This is a genomic window from Lacipirellula limnantheis, from assembly GCF_007746075.1.
Classification (GTDB): domain Bacteria; phylum Planctomycetota; class Planctomycetia; order Pirellulales; family Lacipirellulaceae; genus Lacipirellula; species Lacipirellula limnantheis.
This window is the reverse complement of record NZ_CP036339.1, coordinates 6,070,028-6,090,289: the sequence shown is the minus strand read 5'-3', so window position 1 is coordinate 6,090,289 and position 20,262 is coordinate 6,070,028. Positions and strand designations below refer to the sequence as shown.

General features: G+C 60.5%; 14 protein-coding genes. 7 read left to right on the top strand and 7 right to left on the bottom strand.

The genetic code is table 11. The annotated features are described in order from the left end of the window. Both I41_RS23790 and I41_RS23785 read right to left on the bottom strand, forming a co-directional pair. Complete coding sequence (locus tag I41_RS23790) at positions 1-234, bottom strand: hypothetical protein (RefSeq protein WP_145435521.1); 234 nt, start codon at positions 232-234, stop codon at positions 1-3. A 382-nt stretch (positions 235-616) separates the two neighbouring features. Then, the gene (locus I41_RS23785) at positions 617-1,090 is read right to left on the bottom strand and encodes a hypothetical protein (protein WP_145435520.1); all 474 of its coding nucleotides are present in this window, start codon (positions 1,088-1,090) and stop codon (positions 617-619) included. A gap of 1,096 nt (positions 1,091-2,186) precedes the next feature. Here I41_RS23785 and I41_RS23780 point away from each other — a divergent pair. Further along, positions 2,187-2,855: a lectin-like protein gene (locus I41_RS23780; RefSeq protein ID WP_246133897.1), complete on the top strand. Its 669-nt coding sequence runs from the start codon at positions 2,187-2,189 to the stop codon at positions 2,853-2,855. A gap of 86 nt (positions 2,856-2,941) precedes the next feature. On the opposite strand, the gene I41_RS23775 is transcribed toward I41_RS23780, so the two are convergent. After that, the gene (locus I41_RS23775; protein WP_145435518.1) at positions 2,942-3,244 is read right to left on the bottom strand and encodes a hypothetical protein; all 303 of its coding nucleotides are present in this window, start codon (positions 3,242-3,244) and stop codon (positions 2,942-2,944) included. 759 nt (positions 3,245-4,003) lie between these two features. Here I41_RS23775 and I41_RS23770 point away from each other — a divergent pair. From I41_RS23770 to I41_RS23755, 3 genes are all read left to right on the top strand, one after another. After that, positions 4,004-6,232, top strand: coding sequence for a hypothetical protein (locus I41_RS23770; RefSeq protein WP_145435517.1), 2,229 nt, complete (start codon positions 4,004-4,006; stop codon positions 6,230-6,232). 342 nt (positions 6,233-6,574) lie between these two features. Beyond that, positions 6,575-7,312, top strand: a complete 738-nt coding sequence (locus I41_RS23765) for a PEP-CTERM sorting domain-containing protein (protein ID WP_145435516.1) — start codon at positions 6,575-6,577, stop codon at positions 7,310-7,312. Between the two features lie 695 nt (positions 7,313-8,007). After that, positions 8,008-8,532, top strand: coding sequence for a hypothetical protein (locus I41_RS23755; protein WP_145435515.1), 525 nt, complete (start codon positions 8,008-8,010; stop codon positions 8,530-8,532). A 338-nt stretch (positions 8,533-8,870) separates the two neighbouring features. Here I41_RS23755 and I41_RS23750 read toward each other — a convergent pair whose 3' ends face one another. Further along, positions 8,871-9,707, bottom strand: a complete 837-nt coding sequence (locus I41_RS23750; protein WP_145435514.1) for a PEP-CTERM sorting domain-containing protein — start codon at positions 9,705-9,707, stop codon at positions 8,871-8,873. A gap of 610 nt (positions 9,708-10,317) precedes the next feature. Between I41_RS23750 and I41_RS23745 the strand changes: the two genes are divergently transcribed. Continuing rightward, entirely contained in the window at positions 10,318-14,592 is a 4,275-nt protein-coding gene (locus I41_RS23745; protein ID WP_145435513.1) for an Ig-like domain-containing protein, read from the top strand. An 11-nt stretch (positions 14,593-14,603) separates the two neighbouring features. Here I41_RS23745 and I41_RS23740 read toward each other — a convergent pair whose 3' ends face one another. The 3 genes from I41_RS23740 to I41_RS23730 form a co-directional block, all read right to left on the bottom strand. After that, positions 14,604-14,867 (bottom strand): hypothetical protein, encoded by a 264-nt coding sequence (locus tag I41_RS23740; RefSeq protein WP_145435512.1) that lies wholly within the window; start codon positions 14,865-14,867, stop codon positions 14,604-14,606. 401 nt (positions 14,868-15,268) lie between these two features. Then, the gene (locus I41_RS23735) at positions 15,269-15,511 is read right to left on the bottom strand and encodes a hypothetical protein (protein ID WP_145435511.1); all 243 of its coding nucleotides are present in this window, start codon (positions 15,509-15,511) and stop codon (positions 15,269-15,271) included. A 290-nt stretch (positions 15,512-15,801) separates the two neighbouring features. Then, a protein-coding gene (locus I41_RS23730) for an IS5 family transposase (RefSeq protein WP_145436303.1) occupies positions 15,802-16,589 on the bottom strand; the annotation gives its coding sequence in 2 pieces (ribosomal slippage) (positions 15,802-16,250 and positions 16,250-16,589; 789 coding nt in all). A 371-nt stretch (positions 16,590-16,960) separates the two neighbouring features. Here I41_RS23730 and I41_RS23725 point away from each other — a divergent pair. Continuing rightward, positions 16,961-18,949 (top strand): ABC transporter ATP-binding protein, encoded by a 1,989-nt coding sequence (locus I41_RS23725; protein ID WP_145435510.1) that lies wholly within the window; start codon positions 16,961-16,963, stop codon positions 18,947-18,949. 279 nt (positions 18,950-19,228) lie between these two features. Next, positions 19,229-19,507, top strand: coding sequence for a BON domain-containing protein (locus I41_RS28725; RefSeq protein WP_145435509.1), 279 nt, complete (start codon positions 19,229-19,231; stop codon positions 19,505-19,507). Positions 19,508-20,262 lie beyond the last annotated feature (755 nt).

Here is a 20,262-nt window from a genome sequence, read left to right as displayed (position 1 = left end):
TTACAAGGTAACTGCCATGGCCAACAGCACAGCGACGATGCTTACACAAATCAACGCCGACCGAATGCTGAACTGGCGGCGGAAGCGGAGCACGCCGACGCCAGCGAGCGCGAAGACGAGGGCGGGATACCAGAGGGGGAAAAATATTCGGCGGACGCGCCCGTTCGTCCACCATACTCCAAAGTAGTCACCCTTCATCGGTTCCTGCATGCGAACGACTAATTCTCGCTTCATTGAGCGAGACTCATACTTCCAAGGACGGATGGTTTACTTCTCCCTATAAAGACGTCTGCGTACATACCGCATGCGCAAGTCGCGACGGTGAGTTCGCTCAGATAAGTTGGGCCACGCAGACATCTCCAATGCGTGTGGCTCCGCCACCACAACGCCAAACACCCAACGCTCGCAGCAAAGCATAACGTCGCCAATGCGTAGCGGACGAATCTCATCATTACAGGATAACCGCCATCCCGATCAAAGCAGCGACGATGGTTGCTGCGATCAACGCTCATAGAATGCTGAATTGGCGGCTCACGCGGATAATGCCGACGCCAATAGCTCAAAGCTCAAGCGTGTAGCAAAAGATCGCCAGCGACGTGCGAACATCACTCGTCCCCTAATCCGGCGCACTCCACAAGACTAGCGTGTCATCATCCACCAATGCCTTGAACAGCTCTCTGATACCCGTCTTTGAAATCTTTGTGTCGGTCAGATCAATCAGGCCCAATTGATGTAACATTGCAAGCGATGGCACCGCAGCGTCGTCTAGATCAGTATTTGACAGGTCCAGATGACGCAGTGCTGCATGGTTAGTCAACAACCCGTCTAACTCCGAAGCGATGTGAAGCCCTTTCAAATCTATTCTACGTAAATCGGTTAGCGATCTGATCGCGTCAATCTCAGCTTTGGTCAGCCGACGCCGCCCTGGCCCTAAGTACGACAACGTAGCTACATTTCTCGTTCCGATAGACCAGTCCAGTACGTCACTGGACGCCACGGACCAATCCCACTCTGTCTGGTCCAACTGATGCACGATTCGCAGTTGCCAATCATGTTCGCTGATTCTCGCACCAACAAATGCGAGTGCCACGCAGGCAAATACCGTCCACAACAGTAACTGTCGGATTGAGAATCGCGGTCTTGGAGTCATCGCACATCTAAACGTGTCAGACCTACAATCTCATGCTCCGCCGCCACAGCAATAAACAGCCGGCACTCGCCGTGAAGCACATCGTCGCCAACGTGTAAGGGACGTGGTTGGCCATTAGGTCGAAGGCTGGAGATAATCTTCCACTGTTTGAATAAGTCTAGGCATCCGACATCATTAGGATATGCAGATATGCGAGCCCCAAAATCGTCCCTAGCACTGCGACAGCGCCGGCCGCTGTAAGCATCGTTCGCAAGTTAATACCGAATGGGGTCTTTACGAAAGAATTGTACCCTCCCCCACACACCGACCGCAAATTGGAGTGCTTTTCGCTTACACTCGACGAACGTTCAGAGCCGTGTAAGCTGTGAGCGGGACCGAATCAAGCCGTTGCAACGAAATCGCCAGCTCCGTAGCTCCGCCACCACAACGCCAAACAAGCAACGCTCGCCGCGAAGCAAACGGACGCTAGGGCGTAGCGGACGTAGGTGAGCATATTGGGTGTTGCGGCTAGACAATCACTACGGATTTATGTTAGCGCCCGTCTCTTGATTCGCTTTGAGCCGCTTCAAATACCGGACCCTGTCGTCACCGATCGACGACAATCCATTGGCTTCGGCAAACTTGAACCAGTGCGGATCGAACGTATCAATCATAATTAGTTGAATGTCCTTCGCTCCATAACCTCTCGCGATGGAAGTCTGCTCAAGGATGACCGCCTCAGCCAGGGGCTATGGCAAACTTTCCCGTTTTCTGCCTCCGATTTGGGTGGAAGACGAACCACCCAACGAGCTGCCGGCCAAGCCAGCTTACTATCCCTTTAGCTACCCAGCGCCGATTCCCTGCAGTCCTGAAACGCATTGGGCACCTGCAACAGCTGCCCTCAGCGATATTTAGTTGACATCGCAAACCGCAAGGGTCACACTTTCGCCAAGGGCAGGAACTGAGGCAGCTCTTCATGTGCCAACGTGTGTTGCGACTACTTCTTCGCGCTAAGGGTACGCCTCGCGCTGCCTGCTGGGCCGCGGTTATCTTGTCAATGCTTCTTGGAGCGGTGGCCCCGATCGCCGCCCAACCGCTTTTGCCACCCAGTCTCTTTAACACGGTGGTCCAGAATCCATCCAACGGCCATTACTACGAGTTGATTAAATTCGGCTCAGCTACCCTCACTTTTGCCGAGGCAAGCGCCGCGGCGGGAGCGAAATCGTACCAAGGCATTCCCGGACATCTGGTCACCATTACGTCGCAAGCGGAACAGGATTTCATCGACTACACTTTCCAAAAAGGAGTTAATTATAATGTATGGATGGGAGCAAGCGACTCCGCGATCGAGGGAGAGTGGCGTTGGGTAACCGGACCGGAAGCAGGCCAGCTCTTCTGGCGAACTGAGAGTACTAATCCTGTCATTACTGGCGTTGCCTTCGGTTTTGAGTCCTGGGGCGCGAACCGCGACCGTAATCAATATTGGGAGCCGAGCAACCGCGGCTATTTGGGAAACAACGAGGACTTCGCAACATTTGCGATTGGCCGAGGAACTCCGAACGTTACGCGATGGAGCGACCTGCCCGGAGAGTACTCACGGGGTTTACGGAGTTGGGTAAAGTGCTACATGGTCGAGTACTCCATTCCAGAACCGGCGAGCATCACGATTATGATGTTGGCAGCGTTCGCGCTTCCTCGACGTGGACATCGGCGCGCCACCTGCTGAAACGCCCAGGGTCAGCGTCCTACGCGCATTCATCACACGCTAAAGCAGCGGAAGGGGCGGCGAAGTCGCTGGCGGCCGCGAGAGGGTTAGGCGTCAGCCTCCCGGCTGGGGACAGGTGCGGCGGGACGGCGGGCGTTTAACCACAGGCCGAGTGAGCTTGTCACGATTAGCGTTCCTCCAGCCGCTGCACAGACATTCTCATGGGCGTCGGTTGCTCGCCTTAGCAAATCGACCAATTCGGCGTATTCGAGAGGCTGAACCACTGGCGAACTGGACCGCCGTTCGTCGGCTAGATCGCTCGCCACGGCGAACGTGCGGACATCAGAATAGGCTGCCCACATAAGCAGGAGCAGACCGATCGCAAGGTTGACGACGAGCGTGAATTTCATGCCCCGCATTCTAACCGCCGGCGCGGGAATGCAATCCGGGAGCGGACTAGCCCCGAAAGAGATTGACGCCAACCAGAACGGCCCCAGCCGCCAACTGGACCCAACCAATTACGCGTATGATTCCAGGGTCAGTGAGCAGGCTGTCGCTTCCGCTGATGGATCGGACCATCTTGGTATACGGTTCAGCCAGGCAAACGCCTATGAAGCCAACCAACAGTAAGCCTGCCGCAAATTGTGCCATCCCGGCATTCTAACCCCGATTCCGGGGCTGCACACTTAGCTACCCACCACCCCCTAGCCCCCCATGCGGCTAAAACGATCGCACGCCTGCGCTATTGCGGCCGCCGTCCGGCTGGCACAGCCGCCCACCAGGGAATGGGTCCGCACTCGCGAGCTCTGCAAGTGTTTCTCTGCTCGGCAGCTTTACATCGTCAATGTCTTGCGCCAGGTATGCATCGCTGGCGTTGTCGGAAATGCCAGCCCGACCACAACTCCTGGTATCGCTCGATGGTGATTCAGTTTGATGAGTTGATTCGGAGCGGAGTGGTTGCTGATCGGGCGGAATTGGCGAGGCGGGGCATGGTGTCGCCAGCTGCAGCAGCGGCAGGTTGAAAACTGTATGGGCACGATTTTGGGCACGAGCTACCCCGACGGTCCCGCATTCCTGAGGAGTCAGAACGTGGCTAGCAACACACGAGTCGTTTATACTAAGACCTACTATTGTGACATCGTTGTTCTTATTTGTTGCGGAACACTCGCATGCAGTTCATCGGGCGGATCCTAACGGCGATGACCGGCTTCGCCGCGCTCGGCGCGGCGCCAGTCGCCCATGCCCAGTTTGCGACCATCATCGATGTGCCCCCCAATCTCGCGCCATCGATCATCGGTTCAAATACGCAGGTCAATGTCTTTGCTGGAGGAGCGATCACCGGGAGCGTCGACGCCGGCCTCGGAAACGGAACCAGTTCCAGTATCGAGGTCAACGTGCATGGCGGATCGATCGCCTCGACGTTTACGGCCAATCACGGCAGTACGCTGAATCTGTTTGACGGCGTGGCCGAGGGCGTGGTTGCCCGCAGCGGCAGCACCGTCAACGTGAAGGGAGGGGTCGCCCGCATCAGCGCCCTCGACGGGAGCGCGGTCAACGCGAGTGGCGGCAAAATCGCGGACGGTTTTTCCAGCCTCCCGGCAAGCGTGCTGAACTTTTCCGGGGGCATCTTGGGCGAAGCAGCGATTGGAGGCAGTGCGACAATTCGCGGCGGCACGATTCGCCCCGAGCTGAATGCCGCCAATGGCAGCCAGGTTCGGTTGATCGGAGGCGAGTTTCGCCTCAATGGCGCGCCGCTTCCTGGTTTGGCGGCGCCTGGCGACCAGGCCGCACTTAGCTTTCCTGAGGGATCGGTGCTCAGCGGCGTGCTGGAAGATGGCTTACCGTTTGCATTCGCTTACAGCGCAGGTGACCGCTTCGGGACGAATTCGTTAACGGTGGCCGCCTCACCGCTGCCGCCGATTGTGCCGTCGTCCATCACGGTGAATGAGGCTTCCGCATTGCAGGGCGTGCGGCGAGATCAACGAGTCACCGTCGCCGCTGGCGGCGTGCTGCCGGCCGATTTCATCGCGGGTCGGGGAAGTTCCATCACGGTGCTGCCGGGAGGACGTATCGGAGATTGGATGGAAGCAGTTGGAGCTGAAATTGAAGTCAAGGGGGGCGAAGTGGGGCGCAGCCTTTCGCTTTACGACGGGGCTAAGCTTGTCGTCCAGCCTGGCTCGATCCTCAGGACAGCGTCGGCCGAGGATGGCAGCAGCATTGACGTCTTCGGCGGCGCCATCCAGCATGTGGATGTCCTCCGAGGGGGCATTGCCCGAATCCATGGCGGTTCCCTGACGGTTGGATTCAATGTCCAGCGCGGCGGGGTCATCGAGTTTTTTGATGGCGCCGCCGGAAACATCGTTCGTGTAGGCGGCGTCGTCAACATTCACGGCGGCACGATCGGTGACGGCTTTGACGCGCGATTGGGGAGCGTCGTGAACGTCCTCGGCGGGTCGATGGGGTCCGACTTCCAAGCGTTTAGCGCAAGTAACGTTCGGTTCCGCGGCGGATCGCTAGGCGATCGCCTCCAAACGATGAGCCGCAGCCAAGTCTCCTTCGAAGGGGAACAATTTCGCCTCAACGGGGTTCCGATCGACGGCCTGAGCAATCTCGGCGACGCAGTACCGATCAATTTGTCGTCGAGCGACGTCCTTAGCGGCGTCCTGGAGGATGGAACCCCGTTTGCCGTCGCACCCAGCGACGCCGACGTCATTGCCGGCGGGTCGCTGAAAATCGTCAAATCGAGGGCGCCCGGCGTCGGCCCGGCGATGATCATCGTCACCGGCCCATCAACGCTGAGGGGAATTCGCTCCGGGCAGTCATTGTTGGTCGAACAGGGCGGCGAGCTTGGCAACAACTTCAACGCGGACGTCGGTAGCGCGCTTACAATTCGCGCCGGAGGCAGTACGGGAAATAACCTCGAAGCCGTTGGCGCGACTGTTGACGTGCGCGGCGGCACGCTTGGCACGAACTTCGACGCGTTCGCTGGAACGACGGTTTACGTTCACCAGGGCGTCATCGGTTCCGATTTCACGGCTCACCGAGGAAGCGCGGTGACCATCGCCGGGGGCACGATCGTCAATTCGTTTTTTGCCAATGCAGGGAGCGAACTCAATCTGATCGGGCGAGAGTTCCGGCTCAATGGGGAACTCATCGCCGACCTGTCGGCAGGCGTCACGAAGACGCTCACGGAGCGCAGCGGCGTCTTGAGCGGCGTATTCGCCGACGGATCTCCGTTTTCGCTACCGTTTTTTCTCGATGCTTATCCGACCTTTGTCAACATTTCGGCTGGGGCAAAACTGACAGTGACCCTTGTGCCGGAACCGGCGTGCGGCGCGTTGATTTTGTCAGCATGTTTCCTTCAGTTCGCGTTCGGCAAGCGCATCGTCAAAAGATAGCGCAGTAGAAGGATGACCTGCCCCCGGGTAGGGAACCAATCAATAAGTCAGAGTTGGGCATGCCCCAACGCCAGCCTCGTTCGCTTGCTGAGGCTTAGGCGAAGTTCCGTTTGGCGAGGAACCAGCGAAATATCTCGACTTGCACGAGGCAAGCTGCTGACTGAGTCGTCGCTATTGGCTGAAGCAGACCCGGCCCAGAGCAAAAATAGCCGTCGAAATCTTGGCGGCGTGGCGGAAACGACGCCCGAATGTCGCTCTCCGTGGTAGACCGCCGCGGGTTGCGACGCTGACCCCGTCAGGCGAGTTCTTCACTTCACTGATCTTGTTTCTACCAGGTAACTCATGAAATTTGCTGTACTTACGCTGTTGTTCACCGTCGGCGGCGCCGCCACGGCGCTTGCACAAACTGAGAACCCCGACTACCGCATCAAGGCCGAGTTCCGCGACGCCGCCGACGAGTCGGTCGGCAACGCTAATTTTCGAGTGAAATCACGCTTTCTGCAGGTCTATTACGGCGGCGTCAGCCGGAAGGATGAATTCCGCTTCCAGATTGAACTGAATTCTCCGGCGTTTGCTGACCAGAGCTTCAATGTATTTGTGAAGGATTTTCTGGTTGGGACGCTTACCGCCGATGGAACCGGGTTCCTCGACCAAAACTATCGCAGCGACTTCAAGCCCGACGATGCGCCGGAGTATCAGCCGCTTCCCGATGGTTTTCCCGACTTCATCGATGCCGGGGACGTCGTGAACGTGTACGACAGCGTGACCAACTCGCTGCTACTCACCTCGGTATTCGGCGAGGAATTCGACCGCGGCGACGCGGATATGGATGGTGACGTGGATGACGATGACCTGCTGTCGTGGCGGTCAGGCTACGGGGGCGACGGCCTCGGGCCTGCCAATGGCGACTACTCGGGCGACAATTTGGCTGACGGCAGCGACTACTTAGTCTGGCAGCGTCACCGGAACGGCGCCGCCGGCTCGCCCCTGGCGGCTGTGCCCGAGCCGAGCACGCTGGCGGTCAGCGGGATGGCGATCGGTGCGTTGGCGTGGGTCTGGCGTCGCCGCGACCAGCGGTAATCTCCAAAGATTTGGCGGAGAGCTAACAGGGAGCGTGTCAGCTGGGGACTGCGCGCTCCCTGTTTTCATTTCGCGAGACTGATGCGAACATTGATTTTCTCCGCCTCATCCTTTTTGGGGGAAAGAGTGTGCACATAGGCGCACCAATCCGACTGGCGCAATTCGGTTTGGACCCACATACCAGGGTGTACACCGAACTACTACCGGCTAGAAGCCGGTAGGTTCGAAAGATTTCGTGAGCGACGAACTAAGGTCCATCTCGCCTCCGTTCGACTACAAGTCCATTACTTAAATGCGTCGCACGGAATTGCACCTTAAAGCCCCTGCATTAGAAGCCGCGAACCTGAAGAAACTCAGGTTACTCGGAACGAATTCACGAATTTGGGTGAACATCTCGGAAGGCAGGGCGAGTCACTCGATGGCAGTGTCTCATCCATGAAATTGACGAGCTGGCCGCCACTGCCTAGCGCTCATTGGGGCCGACGGCGTGGGGCGTCTGCCGAACTCCGTCCGCCGCGTCCGCCTCGGTTCAGCAGATCCATGTAGGTAATGGTTGTCCGAACGGCCGAATCTCCAAGGAGTTCCTGAACCGTATAGATGTCGTCACCGTCCGCTAGAAGCGGCCGGGACCTGGGGTTCGTGATGCAATGGGAAATCCAATCCTTGAAATTTCGTAAATGTGCTACCATGGCAATATGCGACAACTCAAGGCATTTTTCGAACGCAGCAAGGTCGCTCGTGACATCGTCACGGTCGCGAACGTTGTGCTGCCGCCGATACTGCTCATCGCGGTAACATGTTGGGTGTACAGCTACATGGAGCTGGTGTACGTGAAGGGCAATATTGGGCACTACCACCTACAATCCAAGTCGGGGATTGGCCAGTTGTGGCTCGCGGTTTACGACACGCGTTATCCCGAACAGCCATATTCACCGCAAGCGGTAGAGAAGGGCTGGCATGCAGGAGCCTTTGATTTGCATGCTGGCACGGTTCAAGCGATTCAGAATCAATGTAAACGAGGTTTATTTAAGTTCGAAGTTGGGCAATATCGGTCGCGACCGATAGACCTAAAGATGCCACTTTCTTCTATAGTCGTGCCCCTGATATTAATGTTCGCGGTCGTAAGGTCGGTCCCTTCCGGATTTTCGATTCGTTCACTGCTTGCCTTGCTCACAATCTCGGCATTGCTGTTCGGCACAATCGCTTCGATTTCTGAATGACCACCGCTTAAGTCGTCCGCCGCCGGTCTTGCAGGATCCGCGGCGCCTTGCAGATGAGCATTCCTACGCGCAGCGCGGAGAGAATCGCCGTTCAAGATTGACCGCAGCTGTGATGGGCGACGATCGGGGAGGATGTCCACGCGGACGAGGACATGGCGCCCGACCGAAGCAATGACCCAATGCGGCGGGCGAGGCTGGCAGACCGGCGACGGGTTTACCAGTCCGACTGCTTAACGAAGACAAGGGGACGTGCCGCTTATAAAAAATGCAGCATGTCCCCTTATTCGCTGTAACCGGCATGTACCCTTTTCCGGCGCCCCGATGGTGCCGCCTGCGCGTTAGGCGGTTCGCCGGCGGCGGGAGGACGCCGCGGCCAGCGCAAGCAGGGCGAGAATTCCGGTGGCTGGCTCGGGCACGACTGCGGCGGTTGACGAGCTCGCCAGGATGGCGGAGAGCGTGGCATCGACGCCGGAGAAGTCCGGGGCGTCGTCGCCGAGTTGTTGCTGCCAGGCGAGGAAGTCGGCGCCGTCGACGATGAAGTCGCCGTTGGCGTCGGCAAGATCGACGGCGTCGGCCGTTACGCTGTTGAACCGTGACGTCCAGCGCTGGAGATCGACGCGGTCGATGAGGCCGTCCAGATTGAAGTCCGCCCCCGGTTGTTGCCGCGCGACGGCCTGGATTCCGTACGTGAAGAAGTCGGCCGTGTTGGGCGGCGGGGTTGTGCCGCCGCGCAGATACATCCAGTTGCCAAGCGCCGCGGCCATCAAGCGCACGCTGGAGCCATCGTCGGTCGTGCCCTCGAAAGCGAACACGTCGAACGGCGCGGCGACGGGTAGTTGACGCCCTTTAAGTCCCGAGAGGTTGAAGGCTTGGTCGACGTCGAGCACGACGGCCGGCGTCGGACCGTCCGAGATGAGATTGCCCCAGGCGTTGACGCCGGCGAACTTCGCGCTGGCGTCCCACGGCGCGGGGGAGAGGATGAAACTGTATGACCCCAGCACGCGGTACTTATTGTCGACGCCGGCGAAGCCGCCGGTCTCCGACACGGTGCTGAGCCGCGGGATGAACCGGTAGTTGCGAACGAAGTCGGGGATTTCGGACTGGCCTCGCGCGGGCCCAGCGGCGGCCGCCGCCCACAGGCTGAGACCGACGACCAGTAGTGCATACCGCTTCATAGCAACGACCCTCCTAGGTCATTCGAGACTCTTTGCCAGCGACAGCAGAGACAAGTTATCCCCTTCCGAGAGCTTAGCAAAAGCCCGCCCGGTGGGGCGAGGCGCTGCTCCCGAAACGGGGGATTTGCCGCATCGATACGGGCGTCCCGGCGTCTGGACGATTGGCCGGATACCTGTAGTAGGCCGGCCTCAGGGGCGGCTGTCACGTGGTTTTTCTGTCGGTTCGGCTCGGGGGCAGGGGTTGAGGATCCAGGATGGGACTACGCCCGCTTTGTCGTTGTCGGCGGCATTGCACGTAACAACGTTCTGTGGGGACGTCGCCGCGAGGCGCCTACGAGACACGGCATCGAAGGGCAAAGCCGCTGCCGTGGCCCGTGGCACTGCCAAAATGGTTACTTTCTGAAGAAAAATCCGTGGCGGAAGCGGCCGACGAATTCGACTTCCCTAGAGGGACGCCGTTCTGACACGTCCCGACGGCGTTGACGCCGGGGTCGGCGTGGGCGCCCGGGATTGCGGATCTAGGTGGTTCCTCCCGAGTTCGGGCGAGTCTTTTGTCAACGGGCGATTTCGTGTTGATGCGGTCTTCGATTTGTCACAAAGGTCTGTCTCGATGCCAATCGACGAGAACTCTTCGGAATTGCACGCGCTACGCACGAGGGCGGCAGGCAAGTGGCGTCGCCTTTTTCGCCCCGTCCGCTTGGAACAGGCCGCGGCGAAGTATCGTCGCCGCACCAGCGCCAAGGCGCATGGACTGGTTGCTCCGCTGCAGTTTGAGCGGCTCGAGTCGCGGGCGTTGCTGGCTGCCGACTTGGTGGGCGTGATCCAGTCCCAGAACCTGCCGAGTCCGGCCATCGTAGGGGCCGCGGGAACGGTCCAGGTCAACGTCGTGAACCAGGGGGACCAGGATTCCAATCGGATGGAGGTCGGCGTCTATGTTTCGACGGACGCGACGCTCGACGGCTCGGATCTGCTAATGGGCGTTGCGATTTCCGGCGGGGGCGTCGACGCGGACGACTCGAAGGACCTGACCGTGCCGGTGACGATTGCCGCGCAGCTTGATCCCGGGACGTATCGGGTGCTGGCGAAGGTTGATCATGACAACGACACGATTGAGAGCAATGAGACGAATAACGTCGCAGTCGGCGGCACGTTCACTGTCGCTTGGAGATTCGGTGCGATTGCGGGGCAGGCGGGGTCGACGCCATTGACGCTGCGCGACGCCGACGGGACGGTCGCGACGTTCAGTCTGGCTGGACCCGGCGCCGGCGAAGTGACCAAGAGTGGCGCCGGCTGGGATTTGCAGCTGACCGGAACGGATGCGAGCACGGCCCTCACGATCTCGGCCGCGGGCGGGAACGGCCGACTTACACTCAACGGCATTCAAGCGGCTGGCTCGTTGGGAGCGTTCACGGCAACCACGACCGATCTGCTGGGCGCCTTGACCGTCAGTAATAGCCCGCTGCCGGCCGTCAATGCGGGCGTCATTGCGGGAGGGATCGTGTTGGCAAACGCGGTGCCGGAGGCGAAGGATGATGCGGCGACGCTGAGCGAAGATAGTGATGACGTCGTCATCGACGTGCTCGGCAATGATACCGATCCAAATGTCGACGACACGCACACGATCATCACGGTGAACAGCGCGGGCCTCCTGGGGAGCGTCACGGTAGCGCCCGACGGAACGAGCTTGCGCTATGCGGCGGGGCAAGCGTTCAACGCACTGAAGGCCGGCGAGAGCGGGACGGAAACGTTCACTTACACGATACGGGACGCTGCCGGCGCCGCCTCTACCGCGACAGTGACGGTGACGATCCTCGGCGCAAACGACGGTCCGACGGCCGTCGACGACGCCGCGGCCGCGCAGGAAGGGCAGACGCTCTTGGTGAACGTTCTGGCGAACGATACGGATCCGGATGCCGGGGACACATTGCGAATTCTCTCCATCGACCGGACGGGGACTGTGGGGTCGATTGCGTTCGCCACCCAGGGAGGAACTCCGCGGATCTTTTACACGCCCACTCAGACGCTGGGAGCGGGCGAAACGGCGACCGACCAGTTCCGTTACACCGTCGTGGACAATGCGGGCTTGCAGTCGACGGCGACGGTAACGGTGACGGTCACCGGCGCCAACGACGACCCGGTGGCCGTCGCCGACAGCGTGACGATCTCGGAAGATGCGGCGTCGCTGGTGGTCAACGTGCTGGCGAATGACACGGACGTCGACGTGGACGATTCCAAGACGGTCGTCGCGATCGATGGAAACGGGCGGCCGGCGGGGTTTGTGATTGTCATCAGCGGCACCGTGACCTTCCCCGTGGCTTTCCCGGCGATTCCGGCTCTGAGGGGAACGGCGACCGTGCTACCAACGGGGCAGAGCGTCGTCTATTCTCCAGGACAGGCCTTTCAAAGCCTCAGGGCAGGGCAATCTGCGGCGGATGTTTTTCTCTATACGGTTAGCGACAGCGCCGGCGGCGAGTCGAGCAACTGGGTCACGATCACGTTGCTCGGGATGAATGATGCGCCAGTCGCAGCGGCGGATCACGTCACGATTGGGAAGAATGCGGCGCCGGTCTTCATCAACATGTTGGCGAACGATACGGACCCGGACGCCGGGGACACTAAGACGGTCGTCGCGATCGACGCGACTGGCCTGCAGGGTACAGTGGCGTTGGCTCCAGGCGGGGCCCGTCTGATCTATACGGCGGGCAATGCGTTTGCGCATCTGCAACCGGGCGAGACGGCGACGGAGACCTTCAGCTACACGATTGAGGACTTGTCGGGCGTTCAGTCGACCGCGACCGTGATGGTGGCGATTGACGGCAGCAACACGGCCCCCGTGGCCGTGGCCGACGCGACTTCGACGTCAGACGTGGGGGCGCCGATCACGATTGACGTGTTGGCGAACGACCTCGATCCCGACGAGGGCCAAGGCAAGCTCGTGCTCGGCCTGAATAGCGCCGGACTGCAAGGGAACGCGTCGATCGCTCCGGGCGACGCAGGCGTTGTCTACTCCGCCGGTTCGGCGTTTGCGCACCTACCGGTCGGTGCAACCGCAACCGAGCAGTTCACCTATACGATGGGCGACACGGCCGGCGCTCAATCGACGGCGACGGTAATGGTCACGGTCGTCGGGACGAACCAGGCGCCGCTTGCCGCGGCTGACAGCGCCGTGGCTAACGAGGGGGGCGGTCCCGTAATCATTGGCGTGCTAAACAACGACTTCGACGTTGACAACGGCGACACGAAGCAGGTGTTGTCGGTGGACGCCGCGGGGCTAAGCGGCACGGTGGCGATTACCGAGGACGGTCAGGGGGTGGTTTACAGCGTCGGGAACGCGTTTAGGTCGCTTCGGGCGGGACAGCAGGCGACGGAGCAGTTCCGCTACACGATGCGGGATGGCAGCGGCGCGGTCTCAACGGCAACCGTGACCGTGCAAGTGCAAGGCGCCAACAGCGCGCCGGTGGCCAGTCCGGATGCGTTGACGGTCTCGGAAGACGCAAGCAACGTGATGCTGGCCGTGTTGGCGAATGATACCGATGCGGACGCCGGCGACACTAAGCGAGTTGTCTCGGTCGCTGGCGCCGGCTTGCGCGGAACGGTGAGCGTGGCCGCGAATGGGTCGGGTGTTTTGTACACGGCCGGCGCGAGCTTCCAATCGTTGGCGGCAGGAGAAACTGCCGCCGACTCGTTAACCTACACGATGCGCGACGGCGCCGGCGCGCTCTCGACGGCGACGGTGACGCTGACCGTCACGGGCGTGACCGATGGGCTCCGCGCCGTGGCGGATACCGCGGTCGCGCAGGAAGACGGCGGGACCATCGTGATCAACGTCCTGGGAAACGACTTTCACGACGCCGACCCGCTCAGCCAGTTCACCGTGAACTCGATTGACGGCGCCGGCTGGTACTCCGCGCCGCGATTCGGTTTTTTTGATGGTGCTGTCCAATTAATCGGGGTGACGCCCGGCTTTCCGCGGCTGCTCGGTAATGCCACGATTTCGCCGGACGGACGCAGCATCCGCTACACACCCCAGCAGAGCCTTAATGCCGGAGAGACCGGCGTGGACGCCTTCTTCTACACGATCACTTCACGTAGCGGGCAAACCTCGACGGCCTCGGTCACCGTGACCGTGCTGGGCGGCGCGAACGACGCACCGGTTGCGGCGAATGACGCCGCGACTGTGTCGCCGGGCACGACGCTCGTCGTCATCGATGTGCTTGCCAACGACGCCGATCCCGATACGCGCATCGATCCTCCCCGGCCGGAGTTTACAGGGGACTTTAGTTTTCTTTACCTCGACCCCACGCCCGTGGATGTGCCCGACAGCAAGACGGTCGTCGCCGTGAACGCCGCGGGGCTGCAGGGGACAGTGGCGATCGCGGCGGGCGGGAGCGCGGTGACTTATGCCGTGGGCGGCTCGTTACTCAGTCTTTCAGCAGGAGAGGTCGCGACCGAGACGTTCTCGTACACGATGCAGGATAGTTTGGGACTGACTTTCACGGCGACGGTGACAGTGACCGTCAACGGCCCCACGGCGGACTTTGACTCCGATGGCGACGCCGACGGCGCGGACTTCTTGGCGTGGCAACGCGGCCTGGGGAGAACCGTGAGCGCCCTTCGCACGCATGGCAACAGCGACGGCGACGGGGATGTGGATCACGGCGACCTCGCGGCGTGGCGAGCGCAGTTCGGCGCGACGGGGATGGGCGCCGCGGCTACAACTGGAGCCTTGGCGATGAGCGTCGTGGCGGCCGACGCGAGCGGCTCGTCAGCCGCAGTGGTGGACGCGGCCCATGCGGCGCTCTACTCCGGCGGCGACTTAACGAGCTTGTTCGCTCCCGCGACCGTGTTTCGAACAGTGGGCCGAGCGCGTTGTCGCCGGGCTTAGAGGCGAGGAACCTAAACGCCGGTCAGGCGACCGGAGAAGTCGGCCTGTATGCCTCCGGGGATCGAGAGCTTGAGATTGCCCTTGGCGGCTTCGGTGCCGTCGACAAGTAAGTCCAGGTTGAAAGTGATGCCGATGAGGCCGTCCTTGTGGAGCGGCCGCTCGCCTTCGCGTCCTTGCTTGGCTTCGGCGTGGGACTGCCAGGCGACGGAGATCTTGAAGTCGTTGCCGACTGGTGTTTCCCCTGAAACTGAGCCAGCCTGCAAAGTGAGATTCAAGAAGCAGTGCGGCCGAGGCGCAGATACTCCCAGTGGCGACCGGCGAGTATGAAAGCCCCTATCCACCCCTGACCCTGGCCGGGAAGCTGGGGGCTAGGGTTGATTTTGCGCCGCCCGTCGCCAGCTGCTTTAGTGGGGGAGTGTAACCTCTAGTTCGATCGATCCTTGCGCCGTGAATGAACCCAAACAGGCGCTAGCATCGTACGGAATTTGCCGAGGCATGAGCGATTGGCAGAGGCTCATTAGTCGCGCAAGGATCAACAATACGTCGTCATGGCGTGGCAGCCTTGCTGATAGGGAGATCCGACATGGTAGGGCGCCGCTGGTTCCGTTTCGCCCTGATGGGGCTTGGATTCTGATTCGGACGGACGATCGTCGGGCAGGAGGGGTCGCCGAATCGGTTAGCGCCGATCGACGCTGCAGCTATTTCTGCGGAATCGAGGAGCGAGTCCATCGAGTGGATTCGGTAGTTTGGCGGCGAGCTCGACGCCGATCCGGACGACCCTGAGCTTATCATTGCCGTGCGCCTCGATCGCACTCGCGAACTCGATCCATTGATGACGGTCGACGCGCTGCAGGACGATGACTTGCGGCATTTGCGTGCCTTGCCCGAAGTGAAGCAACTCACCCTGGAGGCTGGGCACTCGGCAAATCGAACATTATCCCCACCTAGCCGCTTTCCGTCCTCTGATCGTCGGGTAGACGTCAACCGCCTGGAGTCGACCAATAGGGGCAGTCCGCAGATTGGGCGATTGTCATTGTCTCCCATGCCTCGCATTCTAGCCGCCGGCGAGTTGGGTAGCTTTCCGGTGAAGCTCGCATTGTAGCCGTTCCCAAGTGCTGCCCGGCTTGATGAACAGCGTCATCACGCCGACATCAGTTACCTTGGCAAGTGCGCCCACGGGCAAAATGCCCGTAGTCACTAGAAGCTGTTTCACAACCGTTTGAGAGTGATGAGTAAGCAGGCGACGTGCACGAAGGCTTGGAAGAGTTGGGGTTTTCGTTCGTAGCGGATGGCGAGTCGTCGGTAATTCTGGAGCCAGGCGAAGGTGCGTTCGATTTTCCAACGGCGTCGGTAGCGCCTGAGTTTTCGCCCGTCCTGAAGTTTCGGTTTGCGGCGGTTCACGCGATGCGGACAGATCAATTCCACCCCTCGTTCTTCCAGGCGCTTTCGCAGCGGGTCGCTGTCGGCCGCCCTGTCGTAGATCAAGCGCGTGACCTTCCGCGGCGAACGACGACGATCTCGACGCGGCACGTTCACGTCGTCGAGCGTGGCTTCGATGAGCGTGCTTTCGTGGGGCGAGGCCGACTCGACGCACAGCCCCAGAGGTACGCCCTCGCCATCCGCCACCACCACCAGCTTCGTGCCTTTGCCGCGCTTGGTTTTCCCGATTCGAGCCCCCCTTTTTTCGCCGGAATGAACGTCGCATCCGCGAAGCATTCCTCCCAGACCAAGCGACCTCGCTGGTCGAGCTCCCCTAGCAGAACACGCCACGCTTCCTCCAGCACGTCGTCGTCGGCCCAGTCTTGCAGCCGCCGCCAGCAGGTGCTCGCCGAAGGATACCCCCTGGGCAACGCCTTCCACGCCGCGCCGTACCGCAACATCCACAGAATGCCTTCGAAACAATGCCGATTGTCGATCGGCGTCTGTCCCCCGCGCGCTGAGCGGACTGGCTCTGGAAACAGCGGAGCGAGCTTCGTCCACTGCTCGTCCGTCAACATCGGTTCGTACGATGCCGCATACGTCTTGGCCATCGAAAGGACTCCTTTCAACGACCATTGAATCGTAACTCCTTCCAGGGCGCAATCTTAACTCAATGCACTTGTGAAACAGCTTCTAGACAAAACGTTGCTGGTCGTCGTGGAGCCTGTGCACGGTAGAGCGTGTTGTCCCTGTTGGTCCCTTACGGCGGAGGTGCAGGGCCGCGAGGCAAGGTAGCTGACTGGCGGATTGGTCCATGTTCCGAAATCGCCGCAGAACGCAGCCCGCTCACTAGCAACGCCATCCTTGTCCCTGGAGGCGGGCAAGTGGACAATCTATTGAAACGACGCATGTCGATACAAAGTCCACGATCGCCAGGCGATGGGTCGAAATGGAATCGCCTGAACAAGATACTTGGCCTTCCGCGTCGCACGCGAACAATGTCGAGCGCCCCTCCAGCGCGAGCCGCTCGCGCTTCAATCGGTATCGTGAGAAGGTTCGTCAGCGCGAACTGCCCGCAAGCGGCAGCATTCACGGTCCACTCGATTCTCGCCCTGCACGCCCGCGCATTCGCACGGCGCGGCAATTGGTGTGGGAATTCGTGCGCCTGCTAAGACCCTTTCAACGGCAAGTATTTTGGATCCTGGCGTCGGCGACCGCGGCCACTCTCATTGGCCTACTCCCGCCAGCGGGCACAAAGTTCATCATCGACTACGGCCTGAACGGCAAGTCCCTGCCGCAGCCGTGGCTATACCGTTTCCCGCAACTGGCAGACCCGCATCGGCTGTTACTGGCAACGGTCGTCGCCATCACCGTGGTTTCGATGGTGAAGATCGTGATTTACCTCTGGGGACGTTGGTACGCTACCAAGATCTCCAAGCAAATCCAGCTCCGCGTGCGTCATCGGGTATTCGAGCACGCGATACGGTTGCCGCTGCATCGTGTGCAGGAAATCCGTTCCGGCGGCGTCGCGTCCATCCTGCGCGAAGATGGCGGCGCTGTGGGCGAACTCATGTTCGGCATGGTGTTCAATCCATGGCGGGCGATCATTCAGCTCTTCGGCAGCCTAGCGATCCTGGCGTGGGTCGATTGGACGCTGCTGGCAGGAGCCATCGTCCTGCTGCCGATCGTGTACTTCACGCACCGCGCCTGGATCAGCAACATCCGGCCGCAGTTTCGCGTTATTCGCAAGCAGCGCGAGCAGATCGACGCCGGCGCCGCTGAGTCGTTCGCCGGCATGCGCGTCGTGCGGGCGTTCAGCCGACAGCGGCGGGAGACGGCACGCTTCACGACCGAGAATAACCTAATGGCGCGCCAGGAATTGTACGCCCGGTGGTGGATGCGCGGCATCGAAATGGTGTGGGAAGCTCTCATCCCGATCGCCAGTGCAGCCCTGCTGCTCTATGGCGGTTGGCGCGTGCTGGAAGGGCATATGACCGTCGGGGACCTCATGATGTTCCTCGTTTACCTGCTGATGCTCCTAGAGCCGCTCGCGACGCTGGTACAAAGCGCGACTCAGTTTCAAAACAGCCTCAGCGGGCTCGACCGCGTGCTTGACATTCTTGGGGAATCGCGAGAAATGTCCGCGTCGCCCAGCTCGATCAAGGCCGATCGGCGACTAATCGCAGGAGACGTCGCGTTCGAGCACGTGACCTTCAGCTACCCAGGGGCCGAAACCCCGGCGCTCAATGACATCAATCTAAAGATCAGCGCCGGCCAAACCGTGGCCCTCGTCGGCCCCAGCGGCGCGGGCAAGACGACTCTGAGCAATCTTGTAGCGCGGTTTTATGATCCCACAGCGGGACGCATTACGCTCGATGGCCGGGACTTACGTGATTACGACGTCGAATCCTTCCGCTCGCTGCTGGGAATCGTCGAGCAGGACGTCTTCCTGTTCGACGGCACGATTTTCGATAACATCGCCTATTCGCGACGTGACGCCACGCCAACGGATGTTCGCGCTGCCGCGGAGGCGGCGAACGCCGCCGAATTCATCGATCGGCAGACCGATGGCATGCAAACCGTTATCGGCGAGCGCGGGGTCCGCCTCAGCGGCGGCCAACGGCAACGACTCGCCATTGCGCGGGCGATTCTGGCCGACCCAAAGCTACTCATTCTCGACGAGGCGACGAGCAACCTGGACACCGACAGCGAGCAGCTCATCCAGCAAAGCCTCGCCACGCTGATGCACGGAAGAACGAGTTTCGTCATCGCTCACCGATTAAGTACGATCGTCGGGGCCAACTTGATTGTCGTCGTCGAAAGTGGTCGCATCAGCCAAACCGGGACGCATGCCGAGCTTATGGCCAAGGGCGGTAAGTACCGCACGATGGTCGAGCAACAAATTCACATGACGCTCGGCAGCATGGCGCCGGGATAAGGTCCATTGGTGACGGCCGCCGAGCACCATCGCGAACAGACGCGTCGAACGGTCAGCCAGCCGGCATAGCAAAGGCGGATTATCGGCTACCTTGCGGTGGAATGGATGCTGAGCAGTTCGCAATGGAGCGGACAATCGAAGAACACGAAACGATTTCGACGTGCGAAATGGCTCACTCCCCAATGTTTCAACAGGCGACCATGTCGACAGTTCGCCTCACCCGCATCATTATGCCCGGCGGCACGAAGATTGCTGCTATAGGCTTCGGGTGGTCAGAACATGAAAACAACTCCCGAAAAACGTTCGGAAGGCAACGCGACGGAGTCTGATCTGGCGCTAACGGTGCAGAACCACTTAGTCGCGAAGCGTACCGACTTCAGGCGAGTCAACGTTGCTGCCGAGGGGAGGATCATAACACTCTCCGGACTCGTTCATTCATTCTTTCTAAGGCAGACTGCGATCGTGTTGGCGCGGCAGGTAGCGGGCGTTCATCAAGTCATCGACAAGTTGACCGTGGAATGGAAGGAGACCTCGCATCGAACCAAGCGACCGCATTGAGCTTACGCCCCGCGGGACGCCGCCCTATGTCTGCGTTTGGATATCTCGCCAGTGTTGCCACGCTCTGTCGACGGCATTTGTCAGAGACTCACAGTCCAGGGCGTTCGCCGTAGACTGGTTCATCCTGGGATTCTAGGAAAGCACTCAGATGGCGCCAGAAGATCATTTTCTTAAGTCGGCGCGGATTCTGGGATCGATGGCCGTGGTCATCGCCGCCCTTTATCTGGCCAAGGGCGTGCTGGTTCCCTTGATGCTAGCCGTTTGTGCTGGTGGTGCAGTTACTTCAAGGACGCAGAGTCGTCTGAGTTCTTGCTGTACAAGCCCCTTATGCGCTCGCACCGGAAGTCGAGAATACGACCGCGCCCGCTGCCTCGACCGCAGGTAGACGCTGCTTACCATTGATCTTCAGGCGGCGTTCATCTGGATCCTTCGTTTACCCAAGTCGGATCCCGCACGGTCGCTCAAAGTGCGCCAGCGCCGCCGGACAGAATGTCCGGCAACTATCTCGTGATAACTGTCAGCAATGACGCTCACGCTTGATCGCTTGCGATCGATCTCGCCCCGGCCTTGCCAGTCCCTTGGCAGTAACTCGGCGACGACCTCCAGTTCCACCGAGAACCGAAACGTCTCGTCGCTGATAGCTAAGCAAAGCCCCCCTTGCTCTTCAGGAGAGGGCAGGGCGGCCGCCAGCGCCAGAGCGCGCGCCCCGGCGCTGGCAGCTCTCCCGCGCGCTCTAGCACGGACTCGGAGCCGCA